Source organism: Pantoea agglomerans (assembly GCF_020149765.1).
In the GTDB taxonomy this organism is placed as follows: domain Bacteria; phylum Pseudomonadota; class Gammaproteobacteria; order Enterobacterales; family Enterobacteriaceae; genus Pantoea; species Pantoea alvi.
The window spans coordinates 1395046-1412582 of sequence record NZ_CP083809.1; the positions used below are offsets into that span (position 1 = coordinate 1395046).

The following is a 17537-nucleotide window of genomic DNA, read 5'->3' on the forward strand; positions in this document are numbered from 1 at the left end:
AACTGATAGCGAAGATCTAAATGATTACAATCAAAACGAAATTGATACCCATGCTGGTATCCGCCACATTTCTCTCAGGGTGTACGGTTGTTCCAGGCCAGCACCTTTCCACTAGCGGAAAAGATGTCGTTGAGCAGCAGGACAGCAACTATGACATCGATAAGTATGTCAATGTCTTCCCGTTAACGCCGCGCCTGGTTGAGCAGATGCGTCCCAAGCCGCTAGTGGCGCAAGCTAACCCAGGGCTGCAGAACGAAATTCAGAACTATGAATACCGCATCGGCATCGGCGACGTGATTAACGTAACCGTATGGGATCACCCGGAGCTGACGACGCCGGCTGGCCAGTACCGCAGCGCCAGCGACACCGGCAACTGGGTACACTCTGACGGCACCATCTTCTACCCCTATATCGGCAAAGTCCGCGTCGTTGGCCGCACGGTCACCGAAGTGCGCGGTGAGATTGCGCGTCGCCTGGCGCAGTATATCGAGAGCCCGCAGGTTGACGTCAGCATCGCCTCCTTTAAGTCGCAGAAAACCTACGTGACCGGCGCGGTGACCACCTCAGGTCAGCAGCCGATCACCAACGTGCCGCTGACGGTGCTGGACGCCATCAACGCCGCGGGCGGTCTGGCGGCAGATGCCGACTGGCGCAACGTGGTGCTGACGCACAACGGCACCGAGCAGCGCATCTCGCTGCAGGCGCTGATGCAGAACGGCGACCTGAGCCAGAACCACCTGCTCTACCCGGGCGACATCCTTTACGTGCCGCGCAACGACGACCTGAAAGTTTTCGTTATGGGCGAAGTCCGTCAGCAGTCGACGCTGAAAATGGACCGCAGCGGCATGACGCTGGCGGAAGCGCTGGGCAACGCGCAGGGCATGGATCAGACTGCCGCTGACGCCACCGGCGTGTTCGTTATCCGTCCGATTCGCGGCACCAACCGCACCAAGATCGCCAACATCTATCAGCTGAACACCAAAGATGCGGCGGCGATGGTCATGGGTACCGAATTCCAACTTGAACCTTACGATATCGTGTATGTCACCTCGACGCCGCTGACGCGTTGGAACCGCGTGATTTCGCAGCTGCTGCCGACCATCGCCGGCATCAACGATGCGAGCGAGGCGGCGCTGCGTTTCCGCAACTGGTCGAACTAGGTTAAGCCATGATTACCTCCGTGTTAGTGGTCTGCGTCGGCAACATCTGCCGCTCTCCTACCGGAGAGCGCTTACTGAAGCGCGCGCTGCCGGAAAAGCGCATCGCCTCGGCGGGGCTTGGTGCCCTCAAGGGCTATCCGGCGGACCAAACCGCCAGCGAGGTGGCTGCACGCCATGGCCTCTCGCTGGAGGGGCATCACGCGCAGCAGCTCACTGCCAGTATGTGCCGCGATTTCGACCTGATTCTGGTGATGGAAAAACGTCATATCGAACAGGTCAATCGCATCGATCCAGCCGCGCGCGGAAAAACCATGCTGCTTGGGCACTGGCTCAACCAACAGGAAATCGCGGATCCGTATAGAAAAAGTCGTGAGGCCTTTGAAGAGGTTTACGGGTTACTGGAAAACGCTACCCAGAAATGGGTCAACGTATTAAGCCGATAGTTGGGATTATCCATGAATATTAAAAATAAGGTTATGACCGCGCCAAGAGAGGAGTCCACAGGATTCGATCTTGGCCACCTTTTGGGACAGCTGATCGATCATCGCTGGATCATTGTCGCCGTAACCGCCTTCTTTATGCTGGTGGGAACGCTCTACACACTTTTTGCAACGCCGATTTACAGCGCTGACGCCATGGTGCAGGTCGAGCAGAAGAACAGCAGCACCGTGCTCTCCGATCTGCAAAGCATCATTCCAGCGACGCCGGAATCGGACACCGAGATTCAGATCCTGGAATCGCGCATGGTGATCGGCAAGACCGTGAGCGATCTCGGTCTGGACACCGTGGTGGAGCAGAAATACTTCCCGATCATCGGTAAAGGTCTGTCGCGCCTGATGGGCAATAAACCGGCGCAGATCGCTATCTCGCGTCTGGAGATCCCGCGCACCGTCGACAAGCGCAGCGTTGAGCTGGAAGTGAACAGCCCGACAACCTATACCGTGACCAAAGATGGCGACGAGCTGTTTAAAGGCCAGGTGGGTCGTCTGGAGCAGCATGGCGAAATCACTATGCTGGTCAGCGGCATCCAGGCGGAAGAGGGCACCAGCTTCACCGTCACCAAGCTGAACGAGCTGCAGGCGATCAACTCCGTGCTGGCGAACCTGACCGTTGCTGACAAGGGCAAAGACACCGGCGTGCTGGGTCTGCAGTATGTCGGCGAAGATCCGGAGCGCATCAGCCAGGTGCTGAACCAGATCGTCAACAACTATCTGCTGCAAAACGTCGAGCGCAAATCTGAGCAGGCTGAGAAGAGCCTCGAGTTTCTGCGCAACCAGCTGCCGCAGGTGCGCGCCAAGCTGGACGACGCTGAGAACAAGCTGAACACCTTCCGTCGTCAGAACGAATCGGTGGATATGTCGCTGGAAGCGAAATCAGCGCTCGACTCCTCCGTCAGCGTGCAGAGCCAGCTCAACGAGCTGACCTTCCGCGAAGCTGAAGTGTCGCAGCTGTTCACCAAAGACCACCCGACCTACCGCGCGCTGCTGGAAAAACGCAAAACGCTGGAAGGCGAGCAGGCGCAGCTGAACAAGAAAATCTCCCAGATGCCGCAGACGCAGCAAGAGATCCTGCGCCTGACGCGTGACGTGCAGGCGGGTCAGGAGATCTACATGCAGCTGCTGAACCGTCAGCAGGAGCTGGGCATCAGTAAAGCCAGCACCGTCGGCGACGTACGCATCATCGACAACGCTGAAACGGCTAACGCGCCGGTCGCGCCGAAGAAAGCGCTGATTATTGTCGCCAGCCTGCTGTTTGGTCTGGTTGTCTCTGTGGGTCTGGTACTGCTGAAGGCGCTGCTGCATCACGGCATCGAGAACCCGGAACAGCTGGAAGAGCTGGGTATGAACGTCTATGCGAGCGTGCCGCTCTCTGAATGGCAGCGTAAGAAAGACACCGAAGCGCTGGCGCGTCGCGGTCATAAAGTGAAGACCGATCCGCACGAAACGCTGCTGGCGCTGGGCAACCCGACCGACCTCTCTATCGAAGCGATCCGTAGCCTGCGTACCAGCCTGCACTTCGCGATGATGGAAGCGAAGAACAACATCCTGATGATCACCGGCGCGAGCCCAGGCATTGGTAAAACCTTTATCTGTGCCAACCTGGCGACGCTGGTGGCGAAAGCGGGTCAGCGCGTGCTGTTTATCGACGGTGATATGCGTCGCGGCTATACCCACGACCTGATCGGTGCGGAGAACAAGTCTGGTCTCTCTAACGTGCTCTCCGGCAAAACCGAGTTTACCCCGGCGATGATCCAGCGCGGCGCATACGGCTTCGACTTCCTGCCGCGCGGCCAGGTGCCGCCGAACCCGTCGGAGCTGCTGATGCACCGCCGCATGGGCGAGCTGCTGGATTGGGCGAGCAAGAACTACGACCTGGTGCTGATCGATACGCCGCCGATTCTGGCCGTCACCGACGCCTCGATTATCGGCAAGCTGGCGGGCACCTCGCTGATGGTGGCGCGCTTTGAGACCAACACCACCAAAGAGATCGACGTCAGCTTCAAGCGCTTCGCGCAGAACGGTATCGAGATCAAAGGCGTGATTCTGAACGCCGTGGTGCGTAAAGCCGCCAACGCCTACGGGTATGGCTACGACTATTACGACTACGAATATGGCAAGCCGACCAAAAGCTAAACTTTGACGATTAACGGGGCGGCGAGACCGCCCCTTTTTATCGTCTCTTAAAGACGACACGCAACGATGTACACAGGTGATTCTGTGTTTCGCGCCAGACGCCACGCATAACACGCATAACCGGGCGGGCGCCCATAACAGAATGGTTCAGCAACAGGCAGGCGCCTTGAGGCGCGGCTTTACGCAGAAGGCGTAAACGCCTGTCGAGCTGGCAACGTGTGGAATTAAGGAATCACACCATGGCTCCATATTGGTATATATCAGGGTTTCTGCTGCTGATTTCGATCGTAGAAATCCTGCTGAAAAAAGACGAACGCACCACGCACATCCTGACTTATCTGCTTTGCATCGCCGCTGCGACGCTGGTGGTGTTTGGCGGTATCCGCGGCCTCGGCACCGGCATGGATGATTATCAGTACCGCAGCTTTTTCGCCGACTTTATCAACCGCATTCAGGTTAACGGCTTCGCCAACACAGTGGCCTTTTTCCGCTATGAACCGCTGATTTTTGGCCTGGCCTGGCTCACCAGCCTGGTGTCACACAACGCCGACGTTTTCCTGTTTATCTTCTGCCTGCTGGCGGTAGCGGTTAACGCCGTCTTCTTTAAAAAGATGTCGCCTTATCCCATTCTGGCGCTGGCGCTCTATTCGGCGCATATCTTTATTAACAAAGATATGAACCAGATCCGCTTCGGCCTCAGTTCGGCGCTGTTTCTCGGCGTGATCTGGTATATCTATCTGAAGCGTTACTGGATGGCGCTCGCCTTTACCCTGCTGTCGTTTTTCAGCCACAACACCGCGGTAATGGTGGTGACCATTGTGCCGTTCCTGTTTATCCGCGACTCGCGCTGGTGGCCGGTGGCGATTATCCTGCTGAGTATCCCCGCCTCAAAAGTTGGCGGCACCAGCTTTATCTCGCTGATTTCGGCACACCTGGGATCGCTGGGGGAGAGGGCGGAAGGCTACAGCAACGAGACCTCCAATACCGGTGAAGGCAGTATCTTCTCGGTATCGAACCTGAAAAACATCATGCTGGTGTTTATCTTCGTCTACTTCCTGCTGAGTAACGAGATTAAAAAGTATAACTACCAGCAGTATCGCCTTAACTACCTGCTGGTGCTGACCTTCGCCATCGGCGGCGGCATCCGCATCTTCTTCTATAACTATTCGTCGGGCGCGCGCCTCTCCAACTACCTGTTGCAGGTCGAGCCGATTATTTTAGCCTCGCTGGTCTATCAGGTGCGTCCGATACTCAAGCCGGCAATGTTCGCGATGTTCGCTTTCTTCCTTGTCTACTACCTCTACTACAACACGATTTCTCTGAAGCAGGCCGTAGTCGGCTATGAAGTGGCTCAGGGATTCAGGCTGTTCCATTAACCGGGGAGGTAACATGACTAAATCACTTATTGCCGCAGCGATCCTTTCACTCTCCTGCTTCGCGCAGGCCGCCGATCGCGGCGCATTTATTATCGACGCCTACGGCGACTCCACCACGGCGGGCGTCACCTCCTCTGGCGGAAAAAATATTATCGCGCCAGGCAACGAGATGGCTTATCTGCAGCAAATGCTGCAGAGCAAATATGGCAGCGCTATTGAGGTGAAAAACCACGGCGTGCCGGGGGCGCAGGCGGCGGAGCTGCTCTACAAGAAGGGCACCGACGATACCAGCCCCTGGCGCGAGCGCATGGCGAACTCCAGCGCGCAGCTGATCCTGCTTAACTACGCCATTAACGATGCGCGTCACTACTTTTTTAAAGACAAGAACGCCCATCTGGAAAGCCCGGAAGAGTACGGCCGCATTATGACCGCGTTGGTGAAAGAGGCGAAGGCGCACAACAAGCTGGTGGTGCTGCAGGAGCCTAACCCTATCTGCGGCAAAGTCGAGCGCTGGAATGTCTGGCCCTACGTCTATCAGCTTAACGCGGTCGCGAAGGCGGAAGGCGTGCCGGTGGTGAAGCAGTGGTCGGCCATTAAGGCGCAGCGCGACTGGCAGAGCGGCATGTCGGCGGATTGCATTCATCCCTCCGAATCGCTTTATAAGCTAAAAGCGCAGCAGACCTTCGACGTCATCAGCGCCAGCTTCGGCAAACAGCTGGCGCAGCCGGGTAGCTAAATTCAACTTCCCTCTGGGCTTCAGGAGTTGTCATGTATGTATTAATCATGGTGGTGTCGTTCTGTCTGGCGCTGCTTATTCTGCGCGCGACCGGCTTCCATAAAGATGTCTATAACGGCAGCGGCATTAAGAGCATCTCCGGGCTGCGCGCGCTGCTGGCCAGCATCGTCGCCTTTTCCCATCTGGTGCACTATCTCTATTCGCTGGACGGCAACTGGATCTTCGATAAGGACTACTTTGTCTGGTTCTCCGAAGGCAACTTTTTCGTCAACGCCGGCAAGTTCGGCGTGCTGCTGTTCTTTATGATCTCGGCGTTTCTGTTCTATCGCTGGCTGGACAACGACGGCATGCCGGCGAGCCAGCTCACCTGGAAGCTGCTGAAGTCGCGCGTGCGCCGCATCGTGCCGATGTTCTGGTTCTCCGGGCTGGTGATCATTCTGGTCGGTCTGGTGCAGGGCGATTTGCAGATCGACGCGCACAGCATTACCGACGCCGTGCTCTGGCTGCTGTTCGTCGGCAGCTATCATATGGGTGATTTTCTCACCGCTGACGTTAACGCTGGCGTGGAATGGACGCTGCGTCTTGAGTGGCTGCTCTATCTCTCTATTCCGCTGATTTTCGTGGTGAACCGTGCCACCCGCGGCAAATATAAAACCCTGCTGATCCTTGGCTCTATCGGCGCAATTTTCTGCGTCGCCGTGGCGCTGCGCCTGTGGGGCAAAACCTATACCGACCCGCGTCCGGTGCTGGGCTTTGCCATGGGCTACTTCGCCTACATCTGGCGCGACCGGCTGGTGGGCTTTAGAGAGTCGCGCGTTGCGGGGGTGGCCTGCATCCTGCTGGCGATTTTCGCGCTCGCCTTCACCAGCAACGCCTTCTGGTATCTGGTGTTCCTCTGCTGCCTGACGGCGATCTTCTTCGTGGTAAGCAGCGGCAATAACCTGCTGGGGATGCTGGAGAACAAAACCCTGATGTCGATCGGCGAGGTGAGCTACAGCCTCTATCTGATCCACGGCGTGGTGCTCTACTTCATCAAGCAGATCCCGCAGAGCATGGTGCCGCACAACATGGTGGCTTATACCCTGATCTCCACGCTGTTCTTCGTGCTCTCGTTCTACGTGGCGAAGTTGACCTATCTCTATGTTGAAAAGCCGTTTATCGGCAGCAGCAACAAGAAGAAGGTGGCGGCCGAGGTGGCGCCGACAAAGCAGGATCGCTCCGGTAACCCTTACTGATTGACGGGACTGCGTCCGGCGCCGCGCGGCACGCAGTCCGTTTTTTTATCGATTTCAGCCCTGTTTTTAAGAGGTACTGGCATGAAGGACATTCGTTTCTCCATTGTAATCCCCGCGTATAACGCGTCGCAGTCGATCGTCGCGACGCTGGATTGCGTCAAGGCGCAGAGCTACCGCAATTTCGAAGTGATTATCGTTGACGACAAATCCGCCGATGCGGCGGCCCTGGCGGAGGTAGTCAACAGCGAGCGCTATCAGGAGCTGGGCATTAACCTGGTGCTCTCCGAGGTGAAACTGAACGGCGCAGGCGCGCGCAACAAAGGGATTGAGCTGGCGACAGGGGACTACATCAGCTTTCTCGACGCCGACGATGAGTGGCACGCCGATAAGCTGCTTGAGACCAGCCGCAAAATCGAGCAGCTGGAAGCGCAGGGCAAAAGCAAATTTGTGATCTACAGCCAGGTGAACATCTATCAGGACGGCAGCTTCCTGAAGGTGATGCCGATGCAGTCGCCGGGCAAGAACGAAACCGTGGCGGAATATCTTTTCGGCTGTTACGGCTTTATCCAGACCAGCACCATCGTGCTGAAGCGCGAGGACGCCTTGCGCATCCAGTTTGATACGCGCTACATCCGCCATCAGGATTACGACTTCTGCATTCGCGCCGATCGCCTCGGCTATGAGTTTGTGATGATCGCGCGCCCGCTCGCCACCTACCATCTGGTCACGAAATTTGGATCCAAACATAAAGGCGAATCGGTGAAATATTCGCTTTTCTGGCTGGATGCCATGAAGCCGCACCTGACCGCGCGCGATATCGACACCTACAAGGCGTTTAAGCTGCCGCTGCGCTACAAAATGGACGGCAAATCGCTGATGGCGAGCCTGACCTTTGCGCGCTACTTCTTTCTCACCAACAAAGATAACCAGGCCTACTTCCTTAACCGCGTGAAAGACAAGTTAAGGGCGCGGCTGGGCGGTGAGAAAGCGGTTTCCTGACTCTTCTTGCTCCCCAGTGCGGGAGCGTTTTCCCGGAAAGACACTTTTTTATTCAGGTATGAATATGACGAATCATGTTGGCACCGTAGGCATTGTGATGCCGATGTATAACGCTCGCCAGACGGTTTTACGCGCCGTGCAGTCGGTAATGAACCAGACCTGGCCGGACTGGCACCTTTACCTGATCAACGACAAATCTACCGATGATTCGCTGGCGCTGGTGCGCGAGCACTGTAACGATCCGCGTATTACCATCCTCGACAACGAGGTGAACCTCGGCGCGGCGGAGACCCGTAACGTCGGGCTGCGCGCGGCGAAAGAGGAGATCATCGCCTTTCTCGACAGCGATGACGAATGGCACGTCGACAAGCTGGCGCAGCAGGCGGCCGCTATCGCCGCCGGCGACGATTTTGTGATCACCGAATATCACTACAAAACCAAAAACGCCGATCACGACATTACCTACAGCAAACCCTATCTGCAGCAGGAAAACTTCGTGAAGAAGCAGTATCGCGTCTGCTTCTCCTCGGTCTGCTTCCGCCGCCCGCCGCAGGGCATTTTCTTCCAGCGTAAAGGGCACGAAGATTTCCTGTTCCTCTACGAACTCTTCACCCGATATAAACAGGCGCGCGTGATCCAGAGCATCCTCGTCAACTACTACGAATTAGGCGATTCCCTTTCGCGCAACAAGAATAAAGCGGCGAAATGGCACCTGGAATTATTAAGAATTATCTATAAAAACAATCCTTTAAAAATCTATTACTATTACGGCTGGTATATGGTGAACGGCGTGCTGTTTACCCTCAAGCATCGATAACAGGATTGTCTTTTTACTCTTTTGAGGTGGGTAGCGTTAAATGAAAAAAATCGTCCTGGTGATCAAAGATGCCTATTCGTACGCCGGCACTGAGAACATCTGTAACTTTATGTCCGAGTGTCTGGGCGAAACGCATGACGTCACCATCTATTCGCTGGAAGGCAGCGGTAAAACCTTCTATCCCTTTGAGCACGTGAAAGAGATCGTCAGCTTCGAGGGGCACAGCAATCCGATCAAAAGCATCGTCAAACGCATTCACAGCGAAGAGGTCGATAGCGTATTTCTTATCAGCATGGGGCGCCTGAGCGTGATGTTCGCCTTCTGGAGCCTGCTCTCCGGCAAGAAGAAGCGCTTCAAGGCCTATGCCTGTGAACATATCGCCATCAACTCCTTCAGCAAGCCGATCAAACTCCTCAAGTACCTGCTGCTGCGCTACTACGATCGGGTCATCGTCCTGACCGACAAAGACCACCAGGTCTTTTCCCGCTGGCGCATTCCGAGCAAGCAAATTCCCAATCCGGTGGTCTACAAAGCCTTTGAGCGCACCTCGCGCAGCCGTCAGGCGCTGGCGGTGGGCCGTCTCGATCATCAGAAAGGGTTCGATCTGCTGCTCGATATCTGGCGCGACTTCGCGCAGACCCATCCGGAATGGACGCTGGTCATCGCCGGCGACGGCGAACTGCGCCAGCAGCTGGAAGATCAGGCGGCGGCGCTCGGCATCAGCGGCCGCGTCAACTTTGTCGGCCGCGTCAGCAATATCAACGACTACTACCGCGACAGCGATATGGCGCTGATGACCTCGCGCTATGAAGGGCTGCCGCTGGTGCTGCTGGAAGCCAAATCCTGGTCGCTGCCGGTGGTGGCCTATGACTGCCCGACCGGCCCGCAGGAGATTATCAACCAGGGCGAAGATGGCTTCCTGGTGCCGATGAATGACAAAGCGACCTTCCTGGCGCGCATGGATCAGCTCGCCAGCGACGACGCGCTCTTCTACGCCATGAGTCAGAAAACAAAAATTACCGCGCTGAAATTTGACGGTAAGCAGATCAAGCAGAGCTGGCTGGCGCTGGTTTAACAGCGGCAAGGGACGGGCCCGATTGCAACGTGCCTCAGGGGACACTGTTATGGCCCATTGCGCGGCCCCATCGACTACGGGATTAGATGCATGAAAAGAAGAGAAGTCTTGCAGAGCGCAGCCTCCTCCATTGTTGCCGCACTCTCCGTCAGTGCGTTCTCCAGCCACGCCGCGAAAAACAGCGGCGTCACCCTGAAAACGGTCGATCCGGCGGCGGTGCCGAAAGGCGACGTGCCGATTCTGACCCCGGAGAACCTCTACGCCATGCCGCCACAGTTCTGGCAGGGCTTCGAAGGAGAGCTCTGGATCGGCAAAGCGGGCAGCGACGCCAGCCAGGCCGGCAACCAGATCCCGGTTTTCCTGCGTGACGACAGCGGCAAGCTGGCGCAAATCACCCAGCCCATCGCGCTCAACAAAGGCAGCTTCGCCCGCTTCGTTCACGACAACGCCGCGCTGATCGCCGACCCGGCGCACTCCATGACGGTGAAAGACAAAGACGGCAATACGCTGTTTAACATTCCCGACGTCAGCCGTCCGGGGCAGGCGGCGTTCAGCCAGCGGCTGGCGCAGCCGGGCGGCTACCAGCTGATTGGCGAGATCGCCTCGGTTGAGGAGCTGCGCAAAACCCGTCCGCTGTTCGAAGGGGCGAAAATCAAGCTAAAAAGCTGGCATGAAGGGCTGGAAGTGGGCGGCGGCGAGTTCGTCGGCAGCTTCCAGAGCGTGAAAGATGACGGCGGCGTAAACTTTGCCGGCGAGGGCTTTTACTGGCGCCGCGTGGTAGACGACTTTAACCGCCTGTCACTGTTCGACTTTGGCGCCATCGCCGACGGCAAAACCGACGCCGCGCCCGCCATCAAGGCGATGTACCAGTGGTCGGAACAGGCGCAGCAGCCTATCTGCGTGCAGTTCCCTGCCGGCACCTTCTTTGTCTCCGCCTGCGATTTCGGCAGCGAAGGCCGCCGCTTTTTCCGCATCTCTGGCGCGATGGTTAACTTCGGCTACTTCCCGGCCACCACTATCGTCTCCGACGGCCAGTCGGAGTTCGTCTTCGACGTCAACGCGCGCTGGGTGGAGATCTCTAACCTGATCTTCAACGGCAACAGCGACAAGCGGCCCAATAAACAGGGGCTGTTTCGCAACACCTGCGACGGCGGCCAGTTCTTCCGCGGCGCCTGCCTGCGTTTCAACGCGGTGGGCGGCACCGCGCTCAGCCTGCTGGATACGCTCGACTGCAAAATCGATCAGTGGTACGCCTCGCGCTGCACCGGCGACGTGATTAAAGCGGGCTGGTCAGGTCGTAAAGCGGGCGCCTGGGATCACAGCACCGCTATCGAGCTTTCTAACTTCAACGCGCAGAACTGCCGCGGCGGCATGGTGCTTAACCTGCCGCGCTGCAGCCAGTCGATTATTCATAATGGCTGGATCGAGCACTGCGACCATCCGGGCGATATCTCCAACGGTCAGTGGATCGTCGATGCGCTGAGCCTGGAAGATTGTAAAAATCCGCTGATTGCGCACAACTCGCGCCTCAATATGCGCCAGACCAATTTACAGTCCGGTAGCTGGATCGATAACTCCGATCAGGGCGAGCGCTGGCTTAACGTCTGGGAGATGGGGTCGACGCGCGTCGAGTCTTACGGCGTCGCCATCGACGGCAGTCTGAAATACAACTACATCACCTCGCGCTGGCGGCTGGTGAACAACAGCGACCAGCAGACCTGGTTCGAGCTGGGCACGATCTATTCCCCCGATGTCGGCGACGCCTGGGAGATCGAAATCTTTGGTCAGTCGGAGTTCAGCAACGGCAGCACCAGCCAGCCGCTGATGAACCCAATCGCCGATCGCTCGACCGGCGGCCGCGCGGTAATCCACGTGCAGCGCAAGAAGAGCAAGGCGGAGGCGAGCTGGTCGGCGGAGGGGAGCAGCCCGGTGGTCGAGGTGCGCTACGTCGCCACCAGCGACAGCGAAGTGCGCCTCTTCGTTAAGCTGGCGGGCTGGACGCCGTCGGCGGTGGTGCTGATGAAGACCACCAGCAAAGACCGCTTCGCCACCGGCCGCTGCGCCCGCGTCAGCGCCAGCATGGAGAAGGCCACGCCGCCGTCCGGCAACGTGGCGGCGCCGCAGCGCTTCAGCCTGCATAACGGCAAGGCGGGCATCGGCGGCAACGAGCAGGGCGATCTGCTGCTGGCCTCGCGCGCGCTGCATGCCGATCAGGTCGACACCAGCAAGCCGAAAGGCTTTATCTCAATGGTGATTAACGGCGAACAGTGCGCCGTGCCCTATTTCGCCGTGAAGGGCTAATAACCTCTTACCGCGCGCAGGGAAGCGCGCGAGCAGCACCCTCTGGAGCTTTTTTTAGCTTGTCTTTTGGTTGTTTTTTAAACACAGAGTTTACTTTGCCCGTCAGGACAGGGCGGTTTGTTTATCCGACGCATCGCAGCAGTACCGGCCGGGTAAAAAATTAAAAGAATTTTTTCGGAGTTTTGGATGAAAATTTTATTGGTGGGTAACCACACGTGTGGGAATCGCGGGGATGGCGCGATTCTCCGCGGGCTGATCGATTCAATACATGCCGCCCGCAGTGACATAGAGATTGATGTGATCAGCCGTTATCCAACGAGCTCTGGGTATTTGCTCCAGCAGGACATTAAGCAGGACTCGCTGTTTCTGCACAACAGCAAAGGGGCGAAGGGCCTTATTGGCACGGTTAAGCGCAAGATTGCCAACCGGCTGATGCCGAACATTATGATGGCGCATCTCGGCAAAGGCGGCCCGTTTAAATCCTTCGCCGTACCGGCACATCTGCAGACCTTTGCCGACAGCCTGAAGCAGTATGACGCGATTATTCAGGTCGGCGGCTCCTTCTTCGTCGATCTCTACGGCGTGACGCAGTTCGACCATGCGCTCTGCGCCCTGATGGCGAAAAAGCCGATCTACCTGATCGGCCACTCGGTCGGTCCTTTTCAGAATCCGCGCGTCAACGCGCTGGCGAACTTTGTTTTTGACCGCGTCGACAGCCTGGTGCTGCGCGAATCGGTCAGCCTCGATCTGATGAAAAAAGATGGCGTGACCACGCGCAAAGTCGCCCCCGGCGTCGACACCGCCTTTCTGGTGCGCGCGCGCAGCGTCGAACAGCCTAGCCATAACCTGCTGCACTGGCAGAAGATTATCAGCAGCCGCAAAACCATTGCTATCACCGTGCGCGAGCTGGCGCCGTTCGACAAGCGGCTGGGCGTAACGCAGCAGGAGTATGAGGCCGCCTTTGGCCGCGTCATCAACGCGATGATCGCCGAAGGCTATCAGGTGGTGGCGTTTTCAACCTGCACCGGCATCGACAGCTATGCCAAAGACGATCGTATGGTGGCGCTGACGCTGCGCGACAGCGTCGAGCGCCCGGAGAATTACCACGTCATTATGGATGAGTTCAACGACCTGGAGCTGGGCATTCTGCTGAGCCACTGCCATCTCACCATCGGCACGCGCCTGCACTCCGCCATTATCTCCATGAACTTCGGCACGCCGGCCGTGGCTATTAACTACGAACACAAGTCGATGGGCGTAATGAATCAGCTCGGTCTGCCGCAGATGGCGACCGACGTGAAGAGCCTGATGGACGGCTCGCTGATCGGCAAAGTTAACGAGGTGCTGGCGAATTACGACGCCATCAGGCAGCAGGTCAATACGGCGGTTGCGCATGAGCGCGAAGTCGGTAACCGGATCACAGAAGAGATCCTCAACGTATTGGGGTAATGCTATGAAACTGACTTTTTTCACCATGCGTTTCCCGGTCGCCTCTGAGACCTTCGTGCTGAACCAGGTGACCCATTTTATCGACGCCGGCTACGACGTAGAGATTATCTCTGTGTTCCCAGGCGATCTGGTGAACCGTCACGCGGCCTTCGACGAATATCAGCTGGCGGCGCGCACTCACTATCTACTGCCGGAAGAGAAAGTCTCGAATATCGACAAGCTCAACCAGCGGTTGAAGCTGGTGCTGCCGAAAGTGGCTAAACCCGCGCTGATCCGCTCGCTGAACGTGCGCCGCTACGGCGCGCAGTCCAGCAAACTGCTGCTGCCCTCTATCGTGGCCAATACCCGCCAGCCCTATACCGCCGACGTGTTCCTTGTACACTTCGGCTATGCGGGCGCGCTGGCCAACAAGCTGCGCGAGCTGGGCGTGCTGGTGGGCAAACAGGCGACGGTGTTTCACGGCGCGGATATTTCTCGCCGCCATATCCTGGAAGAGCACAAGCAGGACTACGTCAATCTGTTCGAACAGAGCGAGCTGCTGCTGCCGATTAGCCATCTCTGGGAGCGCAAGCTGATCGAGATGGGCTGCCCGCCGGAGAAGATCCACGTCACCCGCATGGGCATCGAGCCGGAGAAGTTCAGCTTTGAGCCGCGCCAGGCGTTTCATTCGCCGCTGCGCATTGTTTCCGTGGCGCGTCTTACCGAGAAGAAGGGGCTCGACGTGGCGGTGAAGGCCAGCGAGATCCTGAAGCAGCGCGGCGGGCAGTTTGAGTTCACCATTATCGGCAACGGCGACCAGGATGAGATGATGCGCGAGCATATTGCCAACGCCGGCCTGGAAGATTGCGTCAGCATGCCGGGCTTTAAGCCGCAGGAGGCGATCCGCGCCGCCCTGAGCGAAGCGGATATTTTCCTGCTGCCGTCGAAAACCGCCGCCGATGGCGATATGGAGGGCATTCCGGTCGCGCTGATGGAGGCGATGGCGGTGGGGCTGCCGGTGGTGTCCACCTTCCACAGCGGCATTCCCGAGCTGATTGAGAACGGCGTCTCGGGCTGGCTGGTGCCGGAAGATGACGCCGAGGCGCTGGCCGATACGCTCTTCAGGCTGTCGCAGGGCGATATTGACGTCGCGCCGGTGGTTGCGGCGGCGCGGCATAAAGTTGAAACGGAATTTAACCAGCATATCGCCTACGGCGAGCTGGCGAGGCTTCTGGAGCAGCTGGCGTGAGTGGTTTGAAAAAACAGGCGATTTGGCTGTTTGGCAGTACCTGTTTCGCCGCGCTGCTGCAGGTGCTGCAGCTTAGCGTGCTGGCGCGCAAGCTGGAGGCGCATGAGCTGGGGCTGCTGGCGATCATCAACGCCATTCTGGCGGTGGCGACCGTGCTGCAGGATATGGGGATGAGCAGCTATATCGTGCATCGGCAGCAGATCACCCGGCGCGAGCAGAGCACTATCTACTGGGTCAACGTCTCGCTGAGTCTGGCCACCGGCCTGATCCTGCTCGGCATCGCTTATCCCATCGCCTGGTTCTACCACCTGCCGGAGCTGGTGGGGCTGATTATGCTGACCAGCCTGAACTTCCTGGTGCTGGGGCATCTGTCTCAGTATCAGGCGCACTATATCAAGACCAAACGTATGGTGCTGCTGGCGAAAATCGAGATGGCCACTAAGCTGTTCGCTTTCGCCTGTACCGTAGCGATGCTCTACTTCACCTCGCTGACGGTGGCAGCGGCGATCCTTGGCCTGTTTATCAACGCCTTTACCCGTATCCTCTGTATGATCGCCTTTGGCGAGAAGTCCTGGCGGCCCGGGTGGGAGTTTGACAAAGCGACCTTTATCAGCGCGGTGCGCTACGGCATCTATCAGCTCGGCTCGCAGACTATCAACCAGCTGCGCACCCAGGCGGACGCGCTGATTGTTGGCAAGGTGATGGGCGCCGAGATGCTCGGCATCTACTCGCTGGCGAAAGAGCTGATCCTCCAGCCGCTGAAGCTGGTATCGCCGGTGATCAACCGCCTGGCGCTGCCGCGCTTCGCCGAGAAACAGCAGGATCCGGAGCAGCTGGAAAAGCTGTTCCTGAAGGGCACCTTTGTCATCATGCTGTTCAGCAGCGCCATGTATCTCGCCATCGGCATCCTCTCGCCGGTGATTGTGCGCGTGCTCTATGGCGCGTCGCACGAGCAGGTCTACCATCTGATCCCGCTGATGCTGCTGTTTGGCATGCTGCGACCGATGGGCGGGCTGACCGGCGCGATTTCCCAGGCCAACGGACGCACCAGCGTTGAGTTCTACTGGAATGTGGTCGCGAGTCTGGTGGTGCTGGCGGTGCTGGCGACCACCTTTATCTGGCCGAACGTGCTCTATGTGGCGCTGACGCTGTCGATCTCGCAGGTGCTGATCTCCGCCTTCGCTCACCCGTTCTTTATCAGGCCGGTGATTGGTATTCGCTTTATGCCCTATGCGCGACAGTGGGTGTCGGTATCGGCGTTATTTATCGCGGCGATCGGGCTGGTGAGCCATTTCAACCTGTTTATCATGCCGGAGTGGTTTGAAGGCTGGCTCTGATCAACGTCTCTTATCTCGGGCGGCCAGCGTGCCGCCCGACTCTTTTTTAGCCTGGCATTGACCCTGATTATGTAGCGTGCCCGGTACAGGTTTTAACACCTGGGTTAGCGCTTGTCTTTACTCACTTTATGGCGCTCCTGAACAGTGGGAAAAAGATGAATTTCTAAGGGATGACAGGCATTTAGTGTCGGATTTTCGGATAAAGATTATACTTGCAGTTCTGGCCGATCCTGCATAATCGACCGCACGTATTCACTTCATGAAATGGAAAAAATATGACCAAGCTTAAAGCAGTAATCCCGGTTGCGGGTCTCGGTATGCATATGCTCCCGGCGACGAAAGCAATTCCAAAAGAGATGCTGCCTGTCGTTGATAAGCCGATGATTCAATACATCATTGATGAGTGCGTTGCAGCAGGCATCAAAGAGATCGTGCTGGTCACCCATGCTTCCAAAAATGCGGTGGAAAACCACTTCGATACCACTTACGAGCTGGAAGCGCTGCTTGAAGCGCGCGTAAAACGTCAGCTGCTGAGCGAAGTGCAGTCAATTTGCCCGCCGGGCGTCACTATTATGAACGTTCGTCAGGCGCAGCCGCTGGGCCTCGGCCACTCTATTCTGTGTGCACGCCCGATGATTGGCGATAACCCCTTCGTCGTGGTGCTGCCGGACGTGCTGCTGGATGATTCCACCGCCGACCACCTGCGCTATAACCTCGCCGCTATGGTGGCGCGTTTCGAAGAGACCGGCCACAGCCAGGTGCTGGCGCAGCATATGCCGACCGCCGATCTCTCTGAGTACTCAGTGATCACCACCGAGCAGCCGCTGGACAACCCAGGGGACGTCAGCACAATCACCAACTTCGTCGAGAAACCGGAAGAGCCGGCACCGCTGAACTCCGATCTGGCCGCGGTCGGCCGCTATGTGCTCTCCGCTGATATCTGGGGCGAGCTGGAGCGCACCGAGCCAGGCGCGTGGGGCCGTATTCAGCTTACCGATGCGATCGCCAGCCTGAGCCAGAAGAAGCCGGTTGACGCCGCCCTGCTGATGGGTCGCAGCTTCGACTGCGGTCGTAAACTCGGCTATATGCAGGCGTTCGTTTCTTACGGCCTGCGCAGCAACGGCATGGGACAGGAATTCCGCGCCGCTATCGAGAAAATTCTGGCAAAATAACCTTTTCTCACGTTTTGCC

Annotated in this window: 14 protein-coding genes; all 14 read left to right on the plus strand. The window is 57.6% G+C overall.

All coding sequences use genetic code 11. The annotated features are described in order from the left end of the window. The first annotated feature begins 20 nt into the window (after positions 1–20). The 14 genes from LB453_RS09225 to galF all read left to right on the plus strand — a co-directional run bounded on the left by LB453_RS09225 (position 21) and on the right by galF (position 17518). On the plus strand, positions 21–1160 hold the full coding sequence (locus LB453_RS09225) for a polysaccharide export protein (protein WP_033750198.1): 1140 nt from the start codon (positions 21–23) through the stop codon (positions 1158–1160). 8 nt (positions 1161–1168) lie between these two features. Further along, entirely contained in the window at positions 1169–1603 is a 435-nt protein-coding gene (locus LB453_RS09230; protein ID WP_103794060.1) for a protein tyrosine phosphatase, read from the plus strand. Positions 1604–1615: 12 nt separating this feature from the next. Next, on the plus strand, positions 1616–3793 hold the full coding sequence (gene wzc, locus LB453_RS09235; protein ID WP_103794059.1) for a tyrosine-protein kinase Wzc: 2178 nt from the start codon (positions 1616–1618) through the stop codon (positions 3791–3793). Positions 3794–4032: 239 nt separating this feature from the next. Further along, positions 4033–5169: an EpsG family protein gene (locus tag LB453_RS09240; protein WP_103794058.1), complete on the plus strand. Its 1137-nt coding sequence runs from the start codon at positions 4033–4035 to the stop codon at positions 5167–5169. A gap of 13 nt (positions 5170–5182) precedes the next feature. Continuing rightward, positions 5183–5905 carry an SGNH/GDSL hydrolase family protein gene (locus tag LB453_RS09245; protein WP_103794057.1) on the plus strand — a complete coding sequence of 241 codons (723 nt, stop codon included), beginning with the start codon at positions 5183–5185 and terminating at the stop codon, positions 5903–5905. Between the two features lie 32 nt (positions 5906–5937). After that, positions 5938–7140 (plus strand): acyltransferase family protein, encoded by a 1203-nt coding sequence (locus LB453_RS09250; RefSeq protein ID WP_103794056.1) that lies wholly within the window; start codon positions 5938–5940, stop codon positions 7138–7140. 81 nt (positions 7141–7221) lie between these two features. Continuing rightward, positions 7222–8139 carry a glycosyltransferase family 2 protein gene (locus tag LB453_RS09255; RefSeq protein ID WP_103794434.1) on the plus strand — a complete coding sequence of 306 codons (918 nt, stop codon included), beginning with the start codon at positions 7222–7224 and terminating at the stop codon, positions 8137–8139. A 64-nt stretch (positions 8140–8203) separates the two neighbouring features. Next, a complete protein-coding gene (locus LB453_RS09260; RefSeq protein WP_103794055.1) occupies positions 8204–8956 on the plus strand; it encodes a glycosyltransferase family 2 protein in 753 nt (250 codons plus the stop codon). Between the two features lie 40 nt (positions 8957–8996). Next, positions 8997–10031 carry a glycosyltransferase gene (locus tag LB453_RS09265; RefSeq protein WP_103794054.1) on the plus strand — a complete coding sequence of 345 codons (1035 nt, stop codon included), beginning with the start codon at positions 8997–8999 and terminating at the stop codon, positions 10029–10031. A 90-nt stretch (positions 10032–10121) separates the two neighbouring features. Continuing rightward, entirely contained in the window at positions 10122–12332 is a 2211-nt protein-coding gene (locus tag LB453_RS09270) for a phage tailspike protein (protein ID WP_103794053.1), read from the plus strand. 186 nt (positions 12333–12518) lie between these two features. Continuing rightward, complete coding sequence (gene wcaK / locus LB453_RS09275) at positions 12519–13781, plus strand: colanic acid biosynthesis pyruvyl transferase WcaK (protein ID WP_103794052.1); 1263 nt, start codon at positions 12519–12521, stop codon at positions 13779–13781. Between the two features lie 4 nt (positions 13782–13785). Then, entirely contained in the window at positions 13786–15009 is a 1224-nt protein-coding gene (locus tag LB453_RS09280; RefSeq protein WP_103794051.1) for a glycosyltransferase, read from the plus strand. Next, positions 15006–16346 carry a lipopolysaccharide biosynthesis protein gene (locus LB453_RS09285; RefSeq protein WP_103794050.1) on the plus strand — a complete coding sequence of 447 codons (1341 nt, stop codon included), beginning with the start codon at positions 15006–15008 and terminating at the stop codon, positions 16344–16346. Before LB453_RS09280 ends, LB453_RS09285 begins: the two co-directional genes overlap by 4 nt. A 275-nt stretch (positions 16347–16621) precedes the next feature. Further along, positions 16622–17518 (plus strand): UTP--glucose-1-phosphate uridylyltransferase GalF, encoded by an 897-nt coding sequence (gene galF / locus LB453_RS09290; RefSeq protein WP_103794049.1) that lies wholly within the window; start codon positions 16622–16624, stop codon positions 17516–17518. The last annotated feature ends 19 nt before the right edge of the window (positions 17519–17537 follow it).

What these genes read in the sequence shown, in the direction of transcription:
- LB453_RS09225 (WP_033750198.1), top strand. Translation starts at nt 21, where the DNA reads ATGATTACAATCAAAACGAAATTGATACCCATGCTGGTATCCGCCACA.
- LB453_RS09230 (WP_103794060.1), top strand. Translation starts at nt 1,169, where the DNA reads ATGATTACCTCCGTGTTAGTGGTCTGCGTCGGCAACATCTGCCGCTCT.
- wzc (WP_103794059.1), top strand. Translation starts at nt 1,616, where the DNA reads ATGAATATTAAAAATAAGGTTATGACCGCGCCAAGAGAGGAGTCCACA.
- LB453_RS09240 (WP_103794058.1), top strand. Translation starts at nt 4,033, where the DNA reads ATGGCTCCATATTGGTATATATCAGGGTTTCTGCTGCTGATTTCGATC.
- LB453_RS09245 (WP_103794057.1), top strand. Translation starts at nt 5,183, where the DNA reads ATGACTAAATCACTTATTGCCGCAGCGATCCTTTCACTCTCCTGCTTC.
- LB453_RS09250 (WP_103794056.1), top strand. Translation starts at nt 5,938, where the DNA reads ATGTATGTATTAATCATGGTGGTGTCGTTCTGTCTGGCGCTGCTTATT.
- LB453_RS09255 (WP_103794434.1), top strand. Translation starts at nt 7,222, where the DNA reads ATGAAGGACATTCGTTTCTCCATTGTAATCCCCGCGTATAACGCGTCG.
- LB453_RS09260 (WP_103794055.1), top strand. Translation starts at nt 8,204, where the DNA reads ATGACGAATCATGTTGGCACCGTAGGCATTGTGATGCCGATGTATAAC.
- LB453_RS09265 (WP_103794054.1), top strand. Translation starts at nt 8,997, where the DNA reads ATGAAAAAAATCGTCCTGGTGATCAAAGATGCCTATTCGTACGCCGGC.
- LB453_RS09270 (WP_103794053.1), top strand. Translation starts at nt 10,122, where the DNA reads ATGAAAAGAAGAGAAGTCTTGCAGAGCGCAGCCTCCTCCATTGTTGCC.
- wcaK (WP_103794052.1), top strand. Translation starts at nt 12,519, where the DNA reads ATGAAAATTTTATTGGTGGGTAACCACACGTGTGGGAATCGCGGGGAT.
- LB453_RS09280 (WP_103794051.1), top strand. Translation starts at nt 13,786, where the DNA reads ATGAAACTGACTTTTTTCACCATGCGTTTCCCGGTCGCCTCTGAGACC.
- galF (WP_103794049.1), top strand. Translation starts at nt 16,622, where the DNA reads ATGACCAAGCTTAAAGCAGTAATCCCGGTTGCGGGTCTCGGTATGCAT.